The sequence below is a fragment of the Nitrobacter sp. CN101 genome, assembly GCF_055390255.1.
Genome location: NZ_AP038833.1, coordinates 1,111,233 through 1,131,233 on the forward strand (window position 1 = coordinate 1,111,233; position 20,001 = coordinate 1,131,233).

At 61.7% G+C, this 20,001-nt stretch carries 15 protein-coding genes; 4 read left to right on the forward strand and 11 right to left on the reverse strand.

What is annotated here, in order from left to right; genetic code table 11:
• Positions 1–461 precede the first annotated feature (461 nt).
• On the forward strand, positions 462–983 hold the full coding sequence (gene rcdA, locus ACZ5IL_RS05395; RefSeq protein ID WP_079448022.1) for a protease adaptor protein RcdA: 522 nt from the start codon (positions 462–464) through the stop codon (positions 981–983).
• A 239-nt stretch (positions 984–1,222) separates the two neighbouring features.
• Here the strand turns inward: rcdA and rpmE are convergent, their stop codons facing one another.
• Positions 1,223–1,450, reverse strand: coding sequence for a 50S ribosomal protein L31 (gene rpmE / locus ACZ5IL_RS05400; RefSeq protein ID WP_079448021.1), 228 nt, complete (start codon positions 1,448–1,450; stop codon positions 1,223–1,225).
• 250 nt (positions 1,451–1,700) lie between these two features.
• Between rpmE and ACZ5IL_RS05405 the strand changes: the two genes are divergently transcribed.
• Positions 1,701–3,485, forward strand: a complete 1,785-nt coding sequence (locus ACZ5IL_RS05405; protein ID WP_079448126.1) for an ABC transporter transmembrane domain-containing protein — start codon at positions 1,701–1,703, stop codon at positions 3,483–3,485.
• 45 nt (positions 3,486–3,530) lie between these two features.
• On the opposite strand, the gene ACZ5IL_RS05410 is transcribed toward ACZ5IL_RS05405, so the two are convergent.
• The 3 genes from ACZ5IL_RS05410 to ACZ5IL_RS05420 are packed head-to-tail and all read right to left on the reverse strand — an operon-like array spanning position 3,531 to position 6,140.
• Positions 3,531–3,992 carry a GNAT family N-acetyltransferase gene (locus tag ACZ5IL_RS05410; RefSeq protein WP_464595619.1) on the reverse strand — a complete coding sequence of 154 codons (462 nt, stop codon included), beginning with the start codon at positions 3,990–3,992 and terminating at the stop codon, positions 3,531–3,533.
• A 35-nt stretch (positions 3,993–4,027) separates the two neighbouring features.
• Positions 4,028–5,056, reverse strand: coding sequence for a peptidoglycan -binding protein (locus ACZ5IL_RS05415; RefSeq protein ID WP_464595620.1), 1,029 nt, complete (start codon positions 5,054–5,056; stop codon positions 4,028–4,030).
• Between the two features lie 10 nt (positions 5,057–5,066).
• A complete protein-coding gene (locus tag ACZ5IL_RS05420; protein ID WP_464595621.1) occupies positions 5,067–6,140 on the reverse strand; it encodes a flagellar motor protein MotA in 1,074 nt (357 codons plus the stop codon).
• A gap of 529 nt (positions 6,141–6,669) precedes the next feature.
• Between ACZ5IL_RS05420 and ACZ5IL_RS05425 the strand changes: the two genes are divergently transcribed.
• Together ACZ5IL_RS05425 and ACZ5IL_RS05430 are read left to right on the forward strand one after the other, a co-directional pair.
• Entirely contained in the window at positions 6,670–7,878 is a 1,209-nt protein-coding gene (locus ACZ5IL_RS05425) for an efflux RND transporter periplasmic adaptor subunit (protein ID WP_464595623.1), read from the forward strand.
• A gap of 3 nt (positions 7,879–7,881) precedes the next feature.
• Complete coding sequence (locus ACZ5IL_RS05430; RefSeq protein ID WP_464595625.1) at positions 7,882–11,043, forward strand: multidrug efflux RND transporter permease subunit; 3,162 nt, start codon at positions 7,882–7,884, stop codon at positions 11,041–11,043.
• A 186-nt stretch (positions 11,044–11,229) separates the two neighbouring features.
• Here ACZ5IL_RS05430 and ACZ5IL_RS05435 read toward each other — a convergent pair whose 3' ends face one another.
• The 7 genes from ACZ5IL_RS05435 to tkt all read right to left on the reverse strand — a co-directional run bounded on the left by ACZ5IL_RS05435 (position 11,230) and on the right by tkt (position 19,887).
• Positions 11,230–12,021, reverse strand: coding sequence for an inositol monophosphatase family protein (locus ACZ5IL_RS05435; RefSeq protein WP_079448123.1), 792 nt, complete (start codon positions 12,019–12,021; stop codon positions 11,230–11,232).
• A 61-nt stretch (positions 12,022–12,082) separates the two neighbouring features.
• Positions 12,083–13,123: a tetratricopeptide repeat protein gene (locus ACZ5IL_RS05440; protein ID WP_464595627.1), complete on the reverse strand. Its 1,041-nt coding sequence runs from the start codon at positions 13,121–13,123 to the stop codon at positions 12,083–12,085.
• On the reverse strand, positions 13,120–13,815 hold the full coding sequence (locus ACZ5IL_RS05445) for a thiamine phosphate synthase (RefSeq protein ID WP_464595628.1): 696 nt from the start codon (positions 13,813–13,815) through the stop codon (positions 13,120–13,122). Before ACZ5IL_RS05445 ends, ACZ5IL_RS05440 begins: the two co-directional genes overlap by 4 nt.
• Positions 13,816–14,088: 273 nt before the next feature.
• A complete protein-coding gene (locus tag ACZ5IL_RS05450; RefSeq protein WP_464595629.1) occupies positions 14,089–15,120 on the reverse strand; it encodes a class I fructose-bisphosphate aldolase in 1,032 nt (343 codons plus the stop codon).
• Between the two features lie 118 nt (positions 15,121–15,238).
• Complete coding sequence (locus tag ACZ5IL_RS05455) at positions 15,239–16,435, reverse strand: phosphoglycerate kinase (RefSeq protein ID WP_464595631.1); 1,197 nt, start codon at positions 16,433–16,435, stop codon at positions 15,239–15,241.
• 136 nt (positions 16,436–16,571) lie between these two features.
• A complete protein-coding gene (gene gap, locus ACZ5IL_RS05460) occupies positions 16,572–17,579 on the reverse strand; it encodes a type I glyceraldehyde-3-phosphate dehydrogenase (protein ID WP_464595633.1) in 1,008 nt (335 codons plus the stop codon).
• 322 nt (positions 17,580–17,901) lie between these two features.
• Entirely contained in the window at positions 17,902–19,887 is a 1,986-nt protein-coding gene (tkt, locus tag ACZ5IL_RS05465; protein WP_464595634.1) for a transketolase, read from the reverse strand.
• Positions 19,888–20,001: the final 114 nt, after the last annotated feature.

Genomic DNA, 20,001 nt, shown 5'->3' on the forward strand with positions numbered 1-20,001 from the left:
GCGCCATGCCCAAACTGCAAACAAAAGCTGAAGAAATTCGTTCGTTTACGATTAATTAAGCTTTCCCGACTATGACTGAAATGTCCTTCATTGGACACCGAGTGGCTTCCTGTCCACTCTGTTTGACGCCTCCCTGTTATCAACTTCAGGCCGCCGGAAACGGCGGCTGTTTTTTTGCCTGCGGCATCTTACTGCGTCATTTTGCTGGGCGTTATCCTCGTAATGTCGCCTTGAACATTAACCCTTATTAATCCTTGCCGATATCTGGCGCTGGACTCCCGCTCCGCGGCGCGCAATGATTTGTTCATCATAAGTCGGCGCGAAGAAGCCGGCGGGCGGCCAAAGTGTATTCGCAAAATGGATACCGGCCGTCGCGATCAGGGTGTACGTAAGTTATTGATTTGATGAATTTTCTTGCGGTAACCGGGTTTCACTTGCGGAAACTGCGTGAGGCGTGAACCATGTTCGATCCATCGGCAGGCGACAGCGGTCTTGTCCAGTTCAGCGAACATCTCGCCGGCTCTTCCGTATTCACCGCCTTGTTCCGGGAAGGCATGGATCTGGTCGAGGAAACCGCTGCCTATCTCGATGGTGATGGCCGCACCGAGGCGAAATCGCTCGAACGTTCAGTCAGCCTGACCTACGCCACCGAAAGCATGAGGCTGACCACTCGGTTGATGCAACTTGCTTCGTGGCTCTTGCTGCATCGCGCTGTGAAGGAAGGCGAGATGACGCTGGCACAGGCCAATCGCGAAAAGACCAGGGTCAAGCTGTCGGCGGCGGATCCCGGTGCGCAGGACATGATCGCAAAATTGCCGTGGCAGTTGCAGGATCTGATCGAGCGGTCGATGAATTTGCAGGCGCGGGTACGGCGCCTCGATACCACCATCCATGCGCCACCTGTAGAGCATGGGACGGCCGGTAATCCGCTGGTGTCGCAACTCGACCGTCTCAGGGAAGCATTCGAGCGCCAGACCGGCTGACCCTACCGAGAAAGTCGCAACGGGACGGTCTCGGCTGTCGCTTTGATGCCGCATGTTTTTTGAAGGCGTAGCGCAACGAGAGCGCTTCGCCTCTTGATGGAACGCTCATTTCCGATGTCATGCGAGCCGGCTGGCCGGCCAGCCGATACAAAGACCCGCTAAGCAGTCTCCTCAGAACTTCCGGATTGTTCCGGCGTGATGCGCCTCGCAATGACGCGATCTCTGATTGAGTTTTAAACTCAGTCCTTCTTGAGGAAGCCCGAGAATTTTTTCTGGAACCGGGAGACGCGGCCGCCGCGGTCGAGAATCTGTTGGGAGCCGCCGGTCCATGCTGGATGCGACTTGGAATCGATGTCCAGGTTCAGCGTATCGCCGTCCTTGCCCCAGGTGGAACGGGTCAGATATTCTGTTCCGTCGGTCATCACGACCTTAATTGTATGATAATCCGGGTGAATTTCGGCTTTCATGACGTGTCCTTGCAGGGCGGATGGTTTTAGGCGGATTTAGTCCGCTCTATATCGCACCAAGGTTTGACGGACAAGCGCGCCTGTGCATTTGCCAGCGTGCGCGGGGGGGCATATTAGGTTGCCTTATCAGCAATAGCGTGGTCAGGCGATGAGTCCGGTAGAAGTGCGTGAGAATACCTCGAAATCCGCGGCCGTCACCCTGCCGCTCGATGGTCCCTCAAAGGCCGGACCCCAGCCGGCCGGACCTGTCATGGCGGATCAGGCCTCGCCGCCGGATGCCGGCGCCCGCGGCGGCACCCGGTTGCGCCCGCTTCTCGCGCTCTTGCCTTATATCGCCCGCTACCGCGGCCGGGCGCTGCTTGCGCTTGTCGCCCTGGTCGTCGCTGCGCTGACGACGCTGGTCGTACCGCTCGCAGTGCGCCGGATCATCGACTTCGGCTTCACGTCCGAAGGCGTCGCGATGATCAACAGCTACTTCACCATGATGATCGGCGTTGTCGCCGTTCTCGCTGGCGCCAGCGCGGCGCGTTATTTTCTGGTGACCACCACCGGCGAGCGCATCGTCTCCGATCTGAGGCGCGACGTTTTCGCCCACCTGATCTCGCTGTCGCCGGTGTTTTTCGACACCGCCCGCAGCGGCGAACTGGTCTCGCGGCTGACGGCCGATACAACCCAGATCAAGTCCGCGGTCGGTTCCTCGATATCGGTTGCGCTACGCAACGTCGTGCTGTTCCTCGGCGCGGCCTCGATGATGGTTATCACCAGCCCGCGTCTGTCCGGCCTGGTGCTGGCGGCTATCCCGCTGATCGTCCTGCCGCTGGTCGCATTCGGACGCTGGGTGCGCCGCCTGTCGCGGAGCGCGCAGGATAATCTTGCGGAAGCCACGGCCTATGCCTCCGAACTGGTCGGCGGGATCAGGACGGTGCAGGCCTATACCAACGAGCGGCTCGCCGATGTCCGTTTCGGCGGCGAAGTCGAGCAGGCCTATCTGGCGGCGCGCAATTCGGCGCGCGCCCGTGCCGTGCTGACCGCGATCATCATCTTCATCGTTTTCACCAGCGTGGTCCTGATCCTCTGGATCGGTTCGCGCGACGTGCTGAGTGGCGACATGACACCGGGCCGTCTCGGCCAGTTTGTGCTGTATGCCGCGTTCGCCGCGACCGGTCTCGGCCAGCTCAGTGAAGTCTGGGGCGAGGTCGCCGCCGCATCCGGTGCGGCCGAGCGCCTCTTCGAGTTGCTTCGCGTCAAGCCAGTGATCGCGGCGCCGCCATCACCGCGCGCTCTACCGGCGCCAGCGCGGGGCGATGTCACGCTGGACAACGTCAGCTTCGCCTATCCGTCGCGTCCGCAGGTCAAGGTGCTGGACGGTGTCTCGCTTGCCGTGAAAGCAGGTGAGAAGGTTGCCATCGTCGGCCCGTCAGGTGCGGGAAAAAGTACAATATTTCACCTGCTGCTGCGGTTCTACGATCCCGCCGCCGGCACCATCTCGTTCGACGGCGTTCCGCTGCGCACCGCCGATCCACGCGAGGTTCGCGCCCGCATCGCGCTGGTGCCGCAAGAATCGGTGATCTTTGCCGCGTCCGCCCGCGAAAATATCCGCTTCGGTCGGCCGGATGCGTCCGATGCCGAGGTCGAGCGTGCCGCCGAGCTGGCCCATGCCACGGAGTTCATCTGCCGGTTGCCCGGTGGCTTCGAGGCGCTGCTCGGCGAACGCGGCGTGACGCTGTCCGGCGGACAGCGTCAGCGCATCGCCATCGCCCGCGCAATCCTGCGGGACGCGCCTCTCTTGCTGCTGGATGAGGCGACGTCGTCGCTCGACGCCGAATCTGAGACTTTGGTGCAGACCGCGCTGGAAGAACTGATGAAGCACCGCACCACGCTGGTGATCGCGCATCGTCTCGCCACGGTACTTTCCTGCGACCGAATCATGGTCATGGATCAGGGGCGGATCGTGGAGCAGGGCACGCACGCCTCGCTGGTCGCCGCTAACGGACTGTATGCGCGCCTAGCGCGGCTGCAGTTCGAGGGTGTGTGACGCATATGCTGCGTCATGCCCCGCCACGACGATTCAATACGGGCTTCACGGTTTCCATTCCATACGGTTGACCAGCCGCCCCGACGTCGGATTCACCTCCTCGCCTGCGTGGACGAATCCGTTGCGCGCGTAGAAGCGGATGGCGCGCATGTTGTCAGCGTTGACCAGCAGCGTAATTCCCGCCGGCGACAGCCGTTTCGCCTCATTCATCAGTGTATCGGCGATGGCGCCGCCCCAATGCGCGGGGTCGACCACGAGCTGATCGAGATAACCGCCCGCATCGATGGTGATGAAACCTGCCAGCTTTCCGGATTGTTCGGCAATAATGATTTCGGCGTTGGGTACAAGCTCGTTGCGCCAGCGTTCGCGCCACCACGGCACGCGCGCCGCGAAATCGATCGCGGGGTAGGTTTGTTGCCACGTCGCCTGCCACAAAGCGATCGTGGCGTCTTCGTCGGCTGGCGCGTAGGGTCTGAGTTTGAACGTCTCGGTTTCTAGTTTGGGCATGATTTCCCCGACAACCGGAGTTCCACCTTTCGGGATCACCGCTCGGTGAGCTTCAGTTCGATACGGCGGTTGCGCTTGAAGGCGTCTTCCGTCGCGCCGGGATCGAGCGGCTGGAACTCGCCGAAGCCCGCAGCGACCAGACGTTGCGGCGGCACGCCGAGCGACACCAGATACTGCACCACCGAGATCGCGCGCGCCGCCGACAAGTCCCAGTTCGACTTGAAGACCGGGCTGTTGATGGGCCTGACGTCGGTGTGGCCGTCCACGCGCAGCACCCAGGCGATCTCGCTCGGGATCTGTTTGTCGAGATCGGTCAGCGCGCCGGCAACCTTATCGAGTTCGGATTTTCCTTCCGGCAGAAGCGTCGCCTGCGCAGTATCGAAAAAGACCTCTGACTGGAAAACAAAACGGTCGCCCACAATTCGAATATACGGCCGGTTGCCGAGAATGGCGCGCAAGCGTCCGAAGAATTCCGAACGGTAGCGAGACAGCTCCTGCACTCGCTTTGCCAGCGCGACGTTCAGCCGCTGGCCGAGATCGGCGATGCGGTTCTGCGACTCTTTGTCTTTTTTCTCGGAGACGTCGAGTGCGTTCTCCAGCGCCGCCAGTTGTCGGCGCAGCGCGCTGATCTGTTGTGTCAGCACCTCGACCTGCGCCAGCGCGCGAGCCGAAAGCTGCTTTTCGGAATCCAGCGCCTTGTTCAATTGGCTGTTGCGGCCCGCGGCATCGTTACCCGCGCCAGCGAGGCCCTCATAAAGTCCCTTGATCCGATCGCGCTCGGCTTCGGCCGATACGAGACCCGCACGCAACTGGCTGACCTCGTCGCCGAGGCTGACCTTGCCGAGCTTTTCCAGCGACAGCAGATCGGTCAATTGAGCGATCCTGGCATTGAGTTGCTCCAGCGCCTTGTCCTTGCCCGAGACTTCCTGCGACAGGAAGAACTGCACCACCAGAAACACAGACAGCAGGAAAACGATCGCGAGCACCAGCGTCGAGAGGGCATCAACGAATCCCGGCCAGTAGTTGAATCCGCTCTCGTTCCGGCGCCCGCGTGCTAGGGCCATGATGTTTCTCTTAAGATTGTGCCCCTCCCTCTGCGGAGGAAGGCGCCGGCCGCGAAGCGGCGGTCGGGGTAAACGGGACGGTCAGATGGTCGTCATCCGGCGGTTGTGCAAGGTACTGAAGCAGCTTTTTGATCTCGCGGTTTTGTTCGCCCTGTTCGTCCGCCCATTCGCGAACCAACTGCTGTTCGGTCCGCATATGGCTGACGAGCCCCTGAATGGCTTCTGCAAGGCTCGCCATTGCGGAGGTAGTCTCATGGCCGGATCCCGTCTTCTCGACGGTGACGCGAAGCCGCTCAATCGCAGCTTTTATTTCGGCGGTGGGGTCGGCCCGGGTCTCGCCGCTATATTCGCGAACGGTGGTAGCGAGCCAGTCCTCAAGGTCGGTATAAAAGCGGTTCTGCGCTTGACTGGATTGCAGATCGAGAAAGCCGAGAATTAGCGATCCGGCGAGACCGAACAGCGACGACGAAAACGAAATGCCCATGCCGCCGAGCGGCGCAGCGAGACCTTCTTTCAGCGTCTCGAACATGGACCCGGTGTCGCCGCCGATCTTCAGGCCGTCTATCACCTTGCCGACGGAGCCGACAGTTTCGATCAAGCCCCAGAACGTGCCGAGCAGGCCCAGGAAGACCAACAGACCCATCATGTAGCGGGAGATGTCGCGAGCTTCGTCGAGCCGGGTGGCGATGGAATCGAGCAGGTGCCGCATCGTCTGCTGGGAGATCGACACTCGCCCGGTGCGTTCGCCGCCGAGAATCGCGGCCATCGGAGCCAGCAGTCGCGGCCTCCGGTCAGTGGTCCGGCCCGGATTGGCGACGCGGAAATTGTTGACCCACGCGATTTCCGGATAAAGTCGGATCACTTGCCGGAATGCAAAAACGATTCCGATCGTCAGCACGCCTACGATCAGCGCGTTGAGACTGGGGTTGGCGAAGAAGGCGGAAACGGTCTGCTTGTAAAGAACGATCAGTACCAGCGCGCACAGCACAATGAAAACGACCATGCGGACCAGAAATATCCGGGGCGGCGCCAGCTTGGTCGGTTCGATCTCCGGTGCGGAGCGGGGAGCGGTGCCTTGCGCCATGAGCGAACTTGCTTAACCCATCAAGGAGAGGCGAGGAAGTCGAGACAAGCCGCATTATGGCACGGTGTCGCCGGCAAAAAATAGCTCTTCCAACTATTTTGTCGTCGCTGTTTTGCAGCACCAAGAGCTTTCAATCGTTGCGTTTCTTTTGTGTCGAAAACTTCGTGCTGACTACTGTGAGGCTTAGAGGCAGGTCGCGGTTTCACCTGTGCGGACCGACCCGACTCGATGAGATGGCCTTCGTTACCTCGCGGCTCGTCGGTCTCGTGCCGAAAGGCGCGTTACCATTTTCGTTCAATTCGAATGGAACCTGATCACGACTGTTTGAATCCGAGAAATCGGAGCGATCTCAAATCGATAGTGTCATGTGACATTGCGCCGCCAACGAATCGTATTGCGTCGCAGTCGTTCTCGTCTAACCTGCTTCAGGGGATATTGATACGGATTCGCGCATTAGGCTGCGAAGCATAGCGCTTCGCGGACAGCGGATTCGTATTTCATTTTGCGGATATGAGGTTTCCAAGTTCCAATGCCAAGATTCAATTTACGTCTGACGTTGGTGGCTATTGTGCTCGCCGGATTGTCGCCGCTCCTTGGCGGCTGTGATGAGCCCGCTACGGCCGAAGCTTCGGTGAAAGCGGTTATCCCCGAAGTCAGCGTGGTCACGGTGGTTCCGAAACCGCATGCGATCGTTCGCGAACTGCCGGGCCGCATCTCGCCGTTACGGGTTGCAGAAGTGCGCCCACGGGTTTCCGGCATTATTACCAAGCGGCTGTTCCAGCAGGGCAGCGAAGTGAAGGCGGGCGCCTCGCTGTATCAGATCGATCCGGAGCCTTTCGCGGTCGAAGTACAAGCCGCGGAGGCGTCGTTGGCAAAGGCTAATGCCGTATTCGAACAGGCATCGCATCATGCGAGGCGTATCGAGAAACTGACCGCCCGCCATGCCACCTCGGAGGCTGAAAACGAGAGGGCGATTGCCAACATGCGTCAGGCAGCGGCGGATGTCGCTGGGCGCAAGGCTGACTTGGCGCGAGCTCGGCTCCATCTTGACTACACCACCATTCGCGCGCCGATCGACGGCGTGGTCGGCGCGGCTCAGGTGACCGAGGGCGCGCTTGTTATTCAGAATGATGCGGCGAGCCTTGCGACTGTGCAGCAACTCGACACGATTTATGCCGACTTCACGCAGTCAGTGTCGGAGCTAAATATTCTGCGTCGTGCATTCGAGACAGGTGAACTGGAGCGCATCGCACCGGGCGCTGCAAAGGTCCGCCTCGTGCTGGACGATGGAACGCTCTACCCGGTGCCCGGAAAGTTCCTGTTTTCTGAAGCTAAGGTCGATGCCTCGACCGGCCAGGTGACGCTGCGCGGCGAATTTACGAATCCGAAGCGCGAGTTGCTGCCAGGCATGTACGTTCGCGTGCTTTTGGAGCAGGGCGTCGACAGCGACGCCATCGCCGTTCCTCAGCAAGCGGTGCAGCGCGATGCCAGCGGCGGCAGCGAGGTCTATATCGTCAGAGACGACGGTCGCGTCATCGTGCGTCCGATCCGGACGGCTGCCGTCCAACATGGCCACTCCATGGTGAGCCACGGGCTGAAGGCGGGCGACCGTGTTGTGGTGGAGGGCTTCCAGAAGTTCACGGTGGGCGACAAGGTCAGCGCCGTGACGTGGGCGGAAGCCGATGCTTCGCGGGAGACCGGAGCGCTGGCGGGCGAGACAGCGTCCGCGCGGCGGTAACGCATGCCGGCTTTCTTCATCGACCGGCCGATCTTCGCGTGGGTCGTCGCGCTGTTCATCTGTTTGATCGGTACGATTTCGATTCCATTCCTGGGCATCGCGCAGTATCCGATCATCGCGCCGCCTTCGATCTCGGTCGCGACCGTGTATCCCGGCGCCTCGCCGGAGAACCTTTATAACAGCGTCACGCGCCTGATCGAGGAACAGCTCAACGGCGCGACGGGCATCCTCAATTTCGAATCCACCAGTGATTCTCTGGGGCAGGTTGAGATCACCGCGTTCTTTGTTCCCGGCACCTCCACGGCTCTCGCGTCGGTGGACGTGCAGAATCGCATCAAGCGCATCGAGGCTCGCCTGCCCGCGGCCGTGCTGAAGGAAGGCATCCTGGTCCAGGAAGCCTCGAGCGCGGTGTTACAGATCATCACGCTGCGTTCGACAGACGGCAGTCTGGATGAGGTCGGCCTCGGCGACTTCATGACCCGTAACATCATCGGGGAAATCCGGCGTATTCCCGGCGTCGGCCGGGCCACACTGTTCTCCACCGAACGCTCGTTGCGCGTCTGGCTCGATCCAGAAAAGCTCGTTGGCTACGATCTGACGTCGGAAGACGTCACCAAGGCGATTGCGGCGCAGAACGCGCAGGTGGCTTCGGGCAGTGTCGGTGGACCGCCGAGCCGCGATGGGCAGAAAACTGCGGCGCTGGTGCTGGTAAAGGGGCAACTCACCACGCCCGAGGAATTCGGTTCTATTTTGCTGCGCGCCAACCGCGACGGCTCCACGGTGCGCCTGCGCGACGTGGCGCGGGTCGAGGTCGGCGGCATGGATTACCGATTCACCACCCGCCTCAACGGCAAGCCGACCGCGGGTCTTTCGGTGCTGCTCGCGCCGGGCGCTAACGCGCTTGCCACCGCGAGCGCGGTGGAAGCCAAGATGAAGGAACTTTCGAAGTTCTTTCCGGCGAATATCGCCTACGGTATCCCTTACGACATCACGCCCGTGGTGGAAGCCTCGATCGAAAAGGTCGTGCATACGCTGATCGAGGCGGTGGTGCTGGTGTTTCTCGTGATGTTTCTGTTCCTGCAGAACATCCGTTACACGATCATCCCGACCATCGTGGTGCCGGTAGCGCTGCTCGGCACCTGTTCGGTGCTGCTAATCGCCGGCTATTCCATCAACATGCTGACAATGTTCGGCATGGTGCTGGCGATCGGCATTCTGGTCGACGACGCCATCGTCGTGGTGGAGAATGTCGAGCGCATCATGGCGGAGGAGGGACTGCCGCCCAAGGAAGCAACGCGCAAGGCGATGTCGCAGATCACGAGCGCTATCATCGGCATCACGCTGGTGCTGATGGCGGTATTCGTGCCGATGGCGTTCTTTCCGGGCTCTGTCGGCATCATCTACAGGCAGTTCTCCGTCACGGTGGTTTCCGCGATCGCTTTCTCTGCTCTGATGGCGCTGTCGCTGTCGCCGGCGCTGTGCGCCACGCTGCTCAAGCCCGTAGAGGCCGGACACGCCCACGCCCGCGAAGGCTTGTTCGGCTGGTTCAATCGCACGCTGGAGGGCGTGCGTGGCCGCTATGTCTCGACCGTCGGCTGGTCGGTGAGGCGAACCGGACGCCTGATGTTGATTTACGCCGTTCTGGTCGGTGCTCTCGTCTGGGCTTTCGTTCGATTGCCTGCCGGCTTTCTGCCGGTGGACGATCAGGGCTTCATCACGACCGACGTGCAGACGCCGGCGGATTCGTCCCACGGGCGCACCGAAACGGCTGTGGAAGCGGTCGAGAGATACCTGGCCAAACGGCCGGGGATTCAAGATGTCACGTTCCTGACCGGGTTTGCCTATTCGGGGCAGGGTATGAACACGGCGCAGGCGTTTATCACCTTGAAGGACTGGTCGGAGCGTCCTGAGAAAGATTCAGCCGCCAATATCGTCGCTGACGCCAATCGCGATCTGTTATCGCTGCGCGACGCCAAGATCACCGCGCTGCAGCCGCCGCCGATCGACAACCTGGGCAATTCCTCGGGTTTCAGCTTCCGTTTGCAGGATCGCGGCCAAAAAGGCTACCCGGCGTTGTTGCAGGCGACCGCTCAGCTGATCGCCGAGGCCAATGCCAGTCCGATCCTGCAGAATGTCTATGTCGAGGGTTTGCCGTCCGCGGGACAGGTCAATCTCACGATCGATCGCGAGAAGGCCAGCGCCCTGGGAGTTACGTTCGAGGACATCAACGATACCATGTCGACCAATCTCGGCTCGACCTATGTCAACGACTTCCCCAATCGCGGGCGAATGCAGCGCGTGATCGTGCAATCGGATCGCGACGGTCGCACCACGGCGCACGACATCCTCAACTACAACGTCAAGAACAGCAGTGGGGGGCTGGTTCCGTTTTCGTCGTTCGCCTCGATCGAATGGTCGAAGGGGCCGACACAGGTCGTCGGCTTCAACTACTATCCGTCAATGCGCATCACCGGAGAGGCGAGGGCTGGCTTCACTTCCGGCGATGCGATCGCCGAGATGGAACGGCTGGCCGATCGCCTGCCGCGCGGCTTCGGCTATGAATGGACCGGTCAGTCGTTGCAGGAAAAGTTGTCGGGGTCACAGGCGCCGTTCCTGCTCGCGCTCTCGGCGCTAGTGGTGTTCCTCTGCCTGGCTGCGCTTTATGAAAGCTGGACCATTCCGCTGGCAGTGTTGCTGACTGTGCCGCTCGGGATCTGCGGCGCGGTGCTGGCGGCAACGACGCGCGGGCTTGCCAACGACGTCTATTTCACCGTCGGACTCGTCACCATCATCGGCCTGGCGGCCAAGGACGCTATCCTCATCGTCGAATTCGCCAAGGATTTGCGCGCGCAGGGCAAGCCGCTCATCGAAGCCACGATGGAGGCGTGCGCGCTGCGCTTTCGCCCGATTTTGATGACCGGCCTTGCATTCGTCTCCGGCGTGCTGCCGATGGTCGTTGCAAGCGGTGCAGGCGGAGCGAGCCAGCAGGCGCTAGGCACCAGCGTGATGGGCGGCATGATCGCGGTGGTAGTGCTGGCGCTCTCGATGGTGCCGGTGTTTTTCGTCGTTGTGATGCGCGTAATCGGGCGGGACAAGAGCGGATTGGAACCGGTGGGCGAGCCGGAAATCCACGGGCCGCCGGCACCGCTGCATCCAGCGGAATAACCGGCGGAGTTTCCGTGCGTCGCGGCAGCGGTTAACGATCCTGGGCCGGTGCGGTATGCGTGAGATATTTCCGTCGTCGCGCTAACAATCGTCAGTCATGACCATTGTCCTCGCTGACTTCAGTTTTCGCAGCGTGGGTGTCAGAATCGCTTTGCGTCGAGCAAACGCCTTCATTGGCCTGGGCCGCTATCCCAGCGGCTTGAGGATTTTCACCAGTTCGGCGTGGACGAACTCGTTGCCGCAGATCACATCGCCGGTCGCGAGCGGATCGTCATCGCCCTGGATGCCGCTGACGATGCCGCCGGCCTCGCGCACGATGATCTGTCCGCCCGCAATATCCCACGGCTGCAGGTTGCGTTCCCAGTAGCCGTCGATGCGTCCCGCCGCGACAAAGACGAGATCGAGCGAGGCCGCGCCGAAGCGCCGCAGGCCCGCCACCTTCGGCTGCAGGGCGGCCATCTCCCGTCGCGACAATTCATGGTCACCGCGTCCGATATGCGGCAGGCCGCAGGCGATAACGCAGTCGTTCATCTGGCGGCGCCCCGACACGCGCAGCCGCTGATCGTTGAGAAAGGCACCCTTGCCGCGCTCCGCTGTGTAGAGCTCGTCATTGGCGGGATTGTAAACGAGGCCGGCAATCAGCACGCCGTCACGCTGCAGGCCGATCGAGACCCCGAAATGCGGAATGCCATGCAGGAAGTTGGTGGTGCCGTCGAGCGGATCGACGATCCAGGTGTGGCTCTTGTCCGTGCCCTCGCGGTTGCCGCCTTCTTCGCCGAAAAAGCCGTAGCCGGGACGTGCCTTGCTGAGCTCCTCATACAGGATGTCCTCCGCGCGCTTGTCCGCAAGACTCACGAAGTTCGCAGGTCCCTTCAGTGACACCTGAAGATTCTCGATCTCGCCGAGATCGCGTTTCAGGCTCCGGCCGGCGCGGCGCGCAGCCTTGACCATGACGTTCATGAGAGCGGATTGCAGCATGATTGAGCTCGGGTGGATGATGAGGTCTGGGTGCCCTGCGGGAAGGTTCCCGTCAAGCGGTTCATTGGACTCCGAGCCATTTGCGGGCGGCGCTCTCCGCCTTGGCGCGTTCTTCGGGCGTTGCCTGCGCCATCGCTTCGTCGAGCATCAGATCGCCCTTGCCGGCGGTCTTCGCCACGATGTGCCATTTCAGGCCTTCGATCTTGTTTGTTGGCACGCCCATGTCCGTGACGAGAACCCGGGCTAGGCGATTTTGAGCGATCGCGCTGTTTTGCCTAGCGGCTTTGCGCAGCAGCGATACCGCGGCGGCCTCGTTCTTCTCGGTGCCGCTGCCGTTGAACAGCGCGATCGCATACTCGACTTCGGCATCGACGTTGCCTGCGAGCGAGGCCGCCTGCAACAGCCGCACTGACTTGTAGAGATTCTTTTCGAGGCCGTTGCCCTCCTTGTAGAAGGTCGCCAGCGCATATTGCGCCTCCGGGGTGCCGGCGTCGGCCGCGGATCGCAGCAGTTCGGCGGCGCGCTTGAAATCCTGCGGCAGCGTTTGTCCGTCCATGTAGAGAAGCGCAAGGTTATAGGCGGCCTTGGGCTGGCCTAGCTTGGCGGACGAAGCCAGCCATTTCACGGCGCTCGCCCTGTCGGGTGGTCCGCCGCGTCCGCTGATGCGAAGCATCGCGAGCGCGAACATTGCTTCGCGATCCCCCAGATCGGCCGCGCGCTGGTGCCACTCGATTGCCTTGCCGTAGTCGCGCTTGACCCCGAGCCCATTGGCGTAGAGCTCGCCGAGCATGGTCATGGCGGCGGGAGCCTTGTTTTCCTGTGCCTGTTTCAATGCGAGATCAAACGCGGTCTTGTAGAGGCCGCGCTGATAGGCACCGTAGACCAGATCCGCATTCGGGTCGTCAGGGGCTTGCGCGCTCGCCTTGTTGTCCGGTTCGGGTCTGGCGGGTGGCATTGGCGGGACCGATTTGATGGTCTTCGTCTTCACGTTCTTGCTGGCGGATGGCGGGTCGGCCGCCGGCGCTGACTGGAGCTGCGCCAGGGCGCTTTCCCCGAGCATGAGAATGCTGGCGACGATGGCAGCAGGACGCAGGAAGGTCATCCGGCGTCCCCACTAGGATGGTCCGCACGTTGCGCGGTTCCTTGCGATCCGTAACCTTGGCAGATTGCGGTTGCGACATCCGTGAGCGCCAGCGCCGCGCCGCGGGGGTCGTTCCAGACGATGTCGTCGACCAGCACGAAATCCGCACCCGATGCTGCGAAAATCTGTGCTCCATTGAGGTTCGCGGCGTGGGCGACGCAGGGCGGCTCGAACAGTTCGGCCCACCATGCCAGCCGATCAGCAATCGCTTCCGCGGACGGCCGATCACCGGTCTTATCCGGCTCGCCGAACAGCACGTAGTCGGCGCCGGTCTCGCCAGCGACCATGGCGTCATGGCGTGTCGACAGGCCGCCAACGCCGACGATGCGGTCGGGCTTCAGTGGCGGCATTGCCTCCTGCAGCGCCTCGATACCGGTAAGATGTGCGCCGTCGGCGCCGGACCGCGCGACCAGATCGGCGTGACCATCGAGCAAAAGCGCAGCGCCGCTATTCTGGATCAACGGCGCGAGAACCTTGATGCGCGACATCATTGTGCGTGGATCGGAGGGCGCGAGCCGCATCAGCACTGCGGCGACATCCGCGGACGCCAGCGCATCGGCCAGTGGCGTCATGATCCTTGCCGGATCGTCGATCTCCGGCGTTGCCAGATAAAGACGCGGCGCGGGCCGGAGGGGGGCTGATTTCGCGAGCATCGGAGGGCCTCGGGTAGCCGGACAGGTGAAAGTGAGGGGCTCAATGTCAGGACATTTTCGTCGAGTTTAGCGTGAGCAGCAGGGGAAAGTTTTAGCGGCGTTCGACCTGCTGGTAGATCACGTTCATCATTCGGATCGATCTGATCCAAAATCATCGCGATATCAGGGCGCAGCACCTTCTCCGCGCCCGTGATCCAGGCATCGACCCTCAAAAACAGTTGCGGCGTCGCATCGCAAGGGCAAATCATGGACAGGCGGTTGGGCGGCAATCCCTCACGCAGCTTTCTCCTCGAGGTCGGCTCTCCACTCTCCTTTGCTTGCGAGCGAATTCATCCGCGCCCGGTGAATGAGCGCCCGTTGCCCGGCTGCGACGTTCTCGGACTTGCCGGACCACGCCTTCTGCGGCGCCGCCTGTAACGCACGGCCGTAGGAGAAGGTGAGCCTCCACGGCAGGTTGTCTATCCGATTCATGGCATCGAGATGGGCTGTGGCCTCCTCGTCGGACTGTCCGCCGGACAGGAACGCGATACCGGGGACGGCGGCCGGCACGCAGGCCTTCAGCATGCGCACCGTCCTTTCCGCGACCTCTTCGACCGATACATTTTTCCCGCTCTTTTTGCCCGGGACCGCCATATTTGGCTTCAAAATCATACCTTCCAGCGCGACGCGCTGCTTGCGCAATTCCTGGAATGTCACGTTAAGTACGCGCGTCGTGACCTCAAAGCAGCGATCGATGTCGTGATCGCCGTCCATCAACACTTCCGGTTCGACGATAGGTACGATTTGGGCAGCTTGGCACAGCGCGGCGTAGCGCCCCAAGGCATGAGCATTGACGCCGATCGCCGTCATACTCGGGATACGATCTGCCGTGTTGATGTCGATCACCGCGCGCCATTTCGCGAAGCGTGCGCCCTGAGCGTAGTATTTTCTCAGCCGCTCCGCGAGCCGGTCCAGTCCGACGGTCACGAGTTCGCCGGGACATGCGGGTAAGGGTTGCGTTCCTTCGTCGACCTTGATGCCGGGAATGGCGCCGGCCTGCTCGATCAGCTTGATCAGCGGCGTGCCGTCCTTCGCGTTCTGCCAGATCGTTTCGTCATAAAGGATAACGCCGGAGATGTATTTCGTCATGGCGTCGGTGGCGCGGAACATCATCTCGCGATAGTCGCGCCGGTTTTCATCGGTGGATGCCACGCCGATGGCGTTGAACCGTTTGGTGATGGTGGGAGACGATTCGTCGGCGGCGAGAATGCCCTTGCCCGGCGCGACCATGGCCTGCGCCACTTCGTTGAGGTCAGCGAGATTCATCAGCGGCTCCTCCTGCATACCTCATCCGACCTCCGATAGGGTCGGAACTTGAGGATCATGCAGGCATGAGAGTTGCGGTTTTCTGACACCGCAACTCATTTTGCCGCGAGGAGCAGCGTCATTTTGCCCTTAGCACCTCAACGCCGGGCAGCGGCTTGCCTTCCATCCACTCCAGGAATGCGCCGCCGGCCGTTGAAACATAGGTGAAGTCACCGGCTACACCAGCCTGGTTCAACGCCGCGACCGTATCGCCGCCCCCGGCGACCGACACCAGCTTTCCAGTCTTGGTGCGGGCTGCCGCGTGTTTTGCCGCGACGACGGTGCCGTGATCGAAAGGGGTCAGTTCGAACGCGCCGAGCGGGCCGTTCCAGACCAGCGTTGCGGCGTCGTCGATGGCCGAATGAACGCGCTCCACCGACTGCGGTCCAACATCGAGAATCATCCCCTCCGCAGGAATAGCGTCGAGCCCGTAGGCTTGGGACGGCGCGTTGGCGGCGAAATGGAATGCCACGGTCGCATCCACCGGCAGGATGATGGCGCAGTTGGCGGCTTCGGCCTTTTCCATAATGCGAAGCGCGGTCGCCGCGAGATCTTTTTCCGCCAGCGATTTGCCGATGTTGATGCCCTGCGCGTGCAGGAAGGTGTTGGCCATGCCGCCGCCGATCACCAGCGCATCGACCTTGCTGACGAGGTTTTCCAGGAGGTCGATTTTGGTCGAGACCTTTGCGCCGCCGATCACGGCGATGACGGGTTTGGTCGGTGCTTCGAGCGCTTTGTTGAGCGCTTCAAGCTCGGCCTGCATGGTGCGTCCGGCATAACCCGGCAGCTTATGGCCGAGACCCTCGGTCGAGACGTGGGCGCGATGCGCGGCTGAGAAGGCGTCGTTGACCCAGATATCGCCGAGCTTGGCGAGTTCGGCGACGAACGCCGGATCGTTCTTTTCCTCTTCCTTGTGGAATCGGGTATTTTCCAGGCAAAGGATGTCGCCATCCTTCATCGCGGCGATCGCCTGTTGCGCCGGCTCGCCGACGCAGTCATCGGCGAACGCGACCGGTTTGCTGAGTACTTTGGCAAGTTCCGCCGCGACCGGCCGCAACGAGTTTTTGGGATCGGGACCCTTGGGCCGGCCGAAATGCGCCAGCAGGATCGCTTTGCCGCCCTTGTCCGCTATTTCCGTGATCGTCGGCGCCACCCGTTCCAACCGCGTGGTGTCGGTAACGCGCCCCTGCTCCATGGGGACGTTGAGGTCGACGCGCAGCAGGACGCGCTTTCCTCTAACGTCAACGTCATCAAGAGTGCGGAAGGAATTTGTCATGGTCTGGATGTCCCGAACACGGTGCCGCGTCAACGGTGCGCCGCAAACCGGGACCGCCACGCAGGAAAAGTTGCGGTATTGAATGGCGCCGGGCGCATCGCGGCGCGTGCGCCGCGATGCGCCCGGACACGTGGTCTCAGATCAGCTTCGCCATTGCTACGGCGGTGTCGGTCATGCGGTTGGAGAAGCCCCATTCGTTGTCGTACCACGACAACACGCGCACCAGCGTGCCGTTCTGCACTTTGGTCTGGTCGATATGGAGCGTCGAGGAGTGCGAATCGTGGTTGAAGTCGCTCGAGACATTGGGCTGGTCCGTGGTGCCGAGGATGCCCTTCAGCTCCTGTGATGCAGCCCGCTTCATCGCCTCGTTGATGTCCTTCGCTGTGGTCTCCTTCTTGGCGATCACCTTGAGATCGACCACCGAGACGTTTGGCGTCGGCACGCGGATCGCGACGCCGTCGAGCTTGCCCTTCAACTCGGGCAACACCAGGCCGATCGCCTTGGCGGCGCCGGTCGAGGTCGGGACCATCGAGAGAGCTGCGGCGCGGCCGCGATAGAGGTCCTTGTGCATGGTGTCGAGCGTCGGCTGGTCGCCGGTGTAGGCGTGGATCGTGGTCATGAACCCGGTTTCGATGCCGACCAGATCGTTGAGGACCTTCGCCACGGGAGCGAGACAGTTGGTGGTGCAGGAACCGTTCGAAACGACCAGATGGTCCTTCGTCAGCTTGTCGTGGTTGACGCCGTAGACCACGGTCATGTCGGCGCCTTCGGCCGGAGCCGATACCAACACGCGCTTGGCGCCGGCAGTGAGATGTGCGGAGGCTTTTTCTTTCGCGGTGAAGAGGCCTGTGCACTCCATCGCGATGTCGATGCCGAGTTCCTTCCAGGGCAGTTTCGATGGGTCACGCTCGGCGATCACCTTGATCTTTTTCTTGCCGATCACGATGCTGTCGCCTTCGACCTTCACCTCGAAAGGGAAGCGGCCGTGCACCGAGTCGAAGCGCAACAGGTGCGCGTTGGTTTCCACCGGGCCGAGATCGTTGATGGCGACGATCTCGATTTCGTCGCGGCCGGCCTCGTAGACGGCGCGCAAAACATTGCGGCCAATGCGGCCAAACCCGTTGATTGCGACCCGGACTGCCATATCTTCATTCTCCTTCAAATGGGTGACGTTCCCTGCGCGCAACCACAATTTGCGCGCGCAGCGTCAACGCCTTTTCGCCCGGTTCTGCCAGGCCACGACCATTGGTAATGTCTAGCGGTCCGATTTTAACATTCGAATGCCCATTTCAGCGAGCATCTTTCCGAATGTTGAAATCACAGGGACCGCCAGCAAATGCAAGTTGCCAGCGGAACTTTGGATTCTCCATTCGCATCCAGGGCCCATAATTGGCCGAGCAGCGAATGGCCAAATCCATTCCACGGTTTTTAGCTAGCGCCTTTTTGATATTGAGGCAATCTCAACCTCAACCAAGGCGCGTTTCCACCGCCTTGACCACAGCTTCGGCGGTAATGCCGAAATGCTTGTAGAGGTCCTTGGCTGGAGCGCTGTGACCGAAACCGTGCATGCCGACGAAAAGGCCGTCAGCCCCGATTACAGCGTCCCACCCGAAGCGCACAGCCGCTTCCACGGCAATCTTGACAGGCGCCTTGCCAATAATGGCTTGCCGGCGATCCTCGGGCTGCTCGAGCAATAGCTCCAGCGAGGGCACCGAAACCACCCGCGACGCGATGCCGCGCTGGGACAGTTGCTGTTGTGCGGCGACGGCGATCTCAACTTCGGATCCGGTCGCGAAAATCGACACCTTCGCCTCGCCATTGGCCGCGACCAGTTCATAGGCACCGTGCGCGCAGCGATTGTCCGCATGCGCGGTCTTGCGCACCGGCGTGAGGTTCTGACGGGACAGCGCCAGAACCGTCGGTCCCTTCGGTCGCTCCAGAGCGAGCTGCCAACACTCGGCGGTCTCGACCGCATCAGCGGGGCGGAACACGCGCATGTTTGGCATCGCGCGCAAGCTTGCCAGATGCTCGACTGGCTGATGGGTCGGGCCATCCTCGCCAAGTCCGATCGAGTCGTGGGTCATGATGTAGATTGTGGGAATATGCGCCAGCGCCGAAACACGCATCGCCGGGCGAGCATAGTCGGTGAAGCACATGAAGGTGCCGCCGGCCGGCGCGTATCCGCCATGCAGTGCGATGCCGTTCATGGCCGCGGCCATGCCGAGCTCGCGGATGCCGTAGTGGATATAGCGGCCATCGTAGTGGCCAGGCTGCACTTCCTTTAGACCCTTGGTGCGGGTGTTGTTGGACGGCGTGAGATCGGCGGAGCCGAGCAGCAGTTCCGGAACCGCCGGAACCAGCACCTCGAGCGCCAATTCGCTGGCCTTGCGGGTGGCGACCGTCGGCGGCTCGGCGACCAGTTTGTCCTTGAGCTTGCGAATCACTTCGTCGAGATTTTGAGACGGCTTGCGGTCAATGACGCGACGCTTGAATTCGCTTCGCTCCGCCTCTGGCCGGGCTGCGAACCGCGCGCGCCACTCCTTGTTGTGCCGCTTGCCCTTGCGTCCAGCGCTTCGCCAGACCTTGAGGACATCGTCGGGAATTTCGAAGGGACCGTAATCCCAGTCGAGGGCTTTCTTCGCGCCTGCGAGTTCTTCCGCGCCGAGCGCTTCGCCGTGCGCCTTGGACGTGCCGGCCCTGGTGGGGGCGCCGAAACCGATAATGGTCTTGCAGGCGATCAGCGACGGTTTGTCGGATTTTTGCGCCCGGCGGATTGCGGCGGCGATTGCCTTCTGATCGTGGCCGTCGATCCGTTTTGCGTCCCAGCCGCACGCCTTGAAACGCGCCACCTGATCGACGTCGTCGGCCAGCGAGATCGGGCCGTCAATGGTGATGCCGTTATCATCATAAAGGAAAATCAGCTTGTTGAGCTTGAGGTGACCAGCCAGCGCGATCGCCTCATGGCTGATGCCTTCCATCAGATCGCCGTCGGAGCACAGCACATAGGTGTAGTGGTCGACCACTTCACTGCTGAACTCCGCGGCCAGCAGGCGCTCCGCCAGCGCGAAGCCGACCGAGGTGGCGACGCCCTGGCCGAGCGGGCCGGTGGTGGTTTCGACGCCGTCGGTGATGAAGTTCTCGGGATGGCCCGGCGTCTTGGAGTTGAGCTGCCGGAAATTCTTGAGCTGATCAAGCGTCATGTCCTTGTTGCCCGTCAGGTACAACAACGCATAAAGCAGCATCGAACCGTGGCCGGCGGAGAGGATGAAGCGGTCGCGGTCCGGCCAGTGCGGATCGGCGGCGTCGTATTTCAGGAACTTGGTGAACAGCACCGTGGCGACGTCGGCCATGCCCATCGGCAGGCCGGGATGGCCCGATTTTGCTTTTTCTACACCATCCATCGCGAGCGCGCGGATTGCATTTGCCATACGGGAGGAATCGACGGTCGGCATGGGAGATATCCGATCCTGATAGGGAGGTGGGCTGACGGTTTGCATGGGAATCCGATGGTGTCCAAGGGGGTAAAAACTAGCTTGCCGGGGGCATAGCACCTGCGTCGGCGGAGT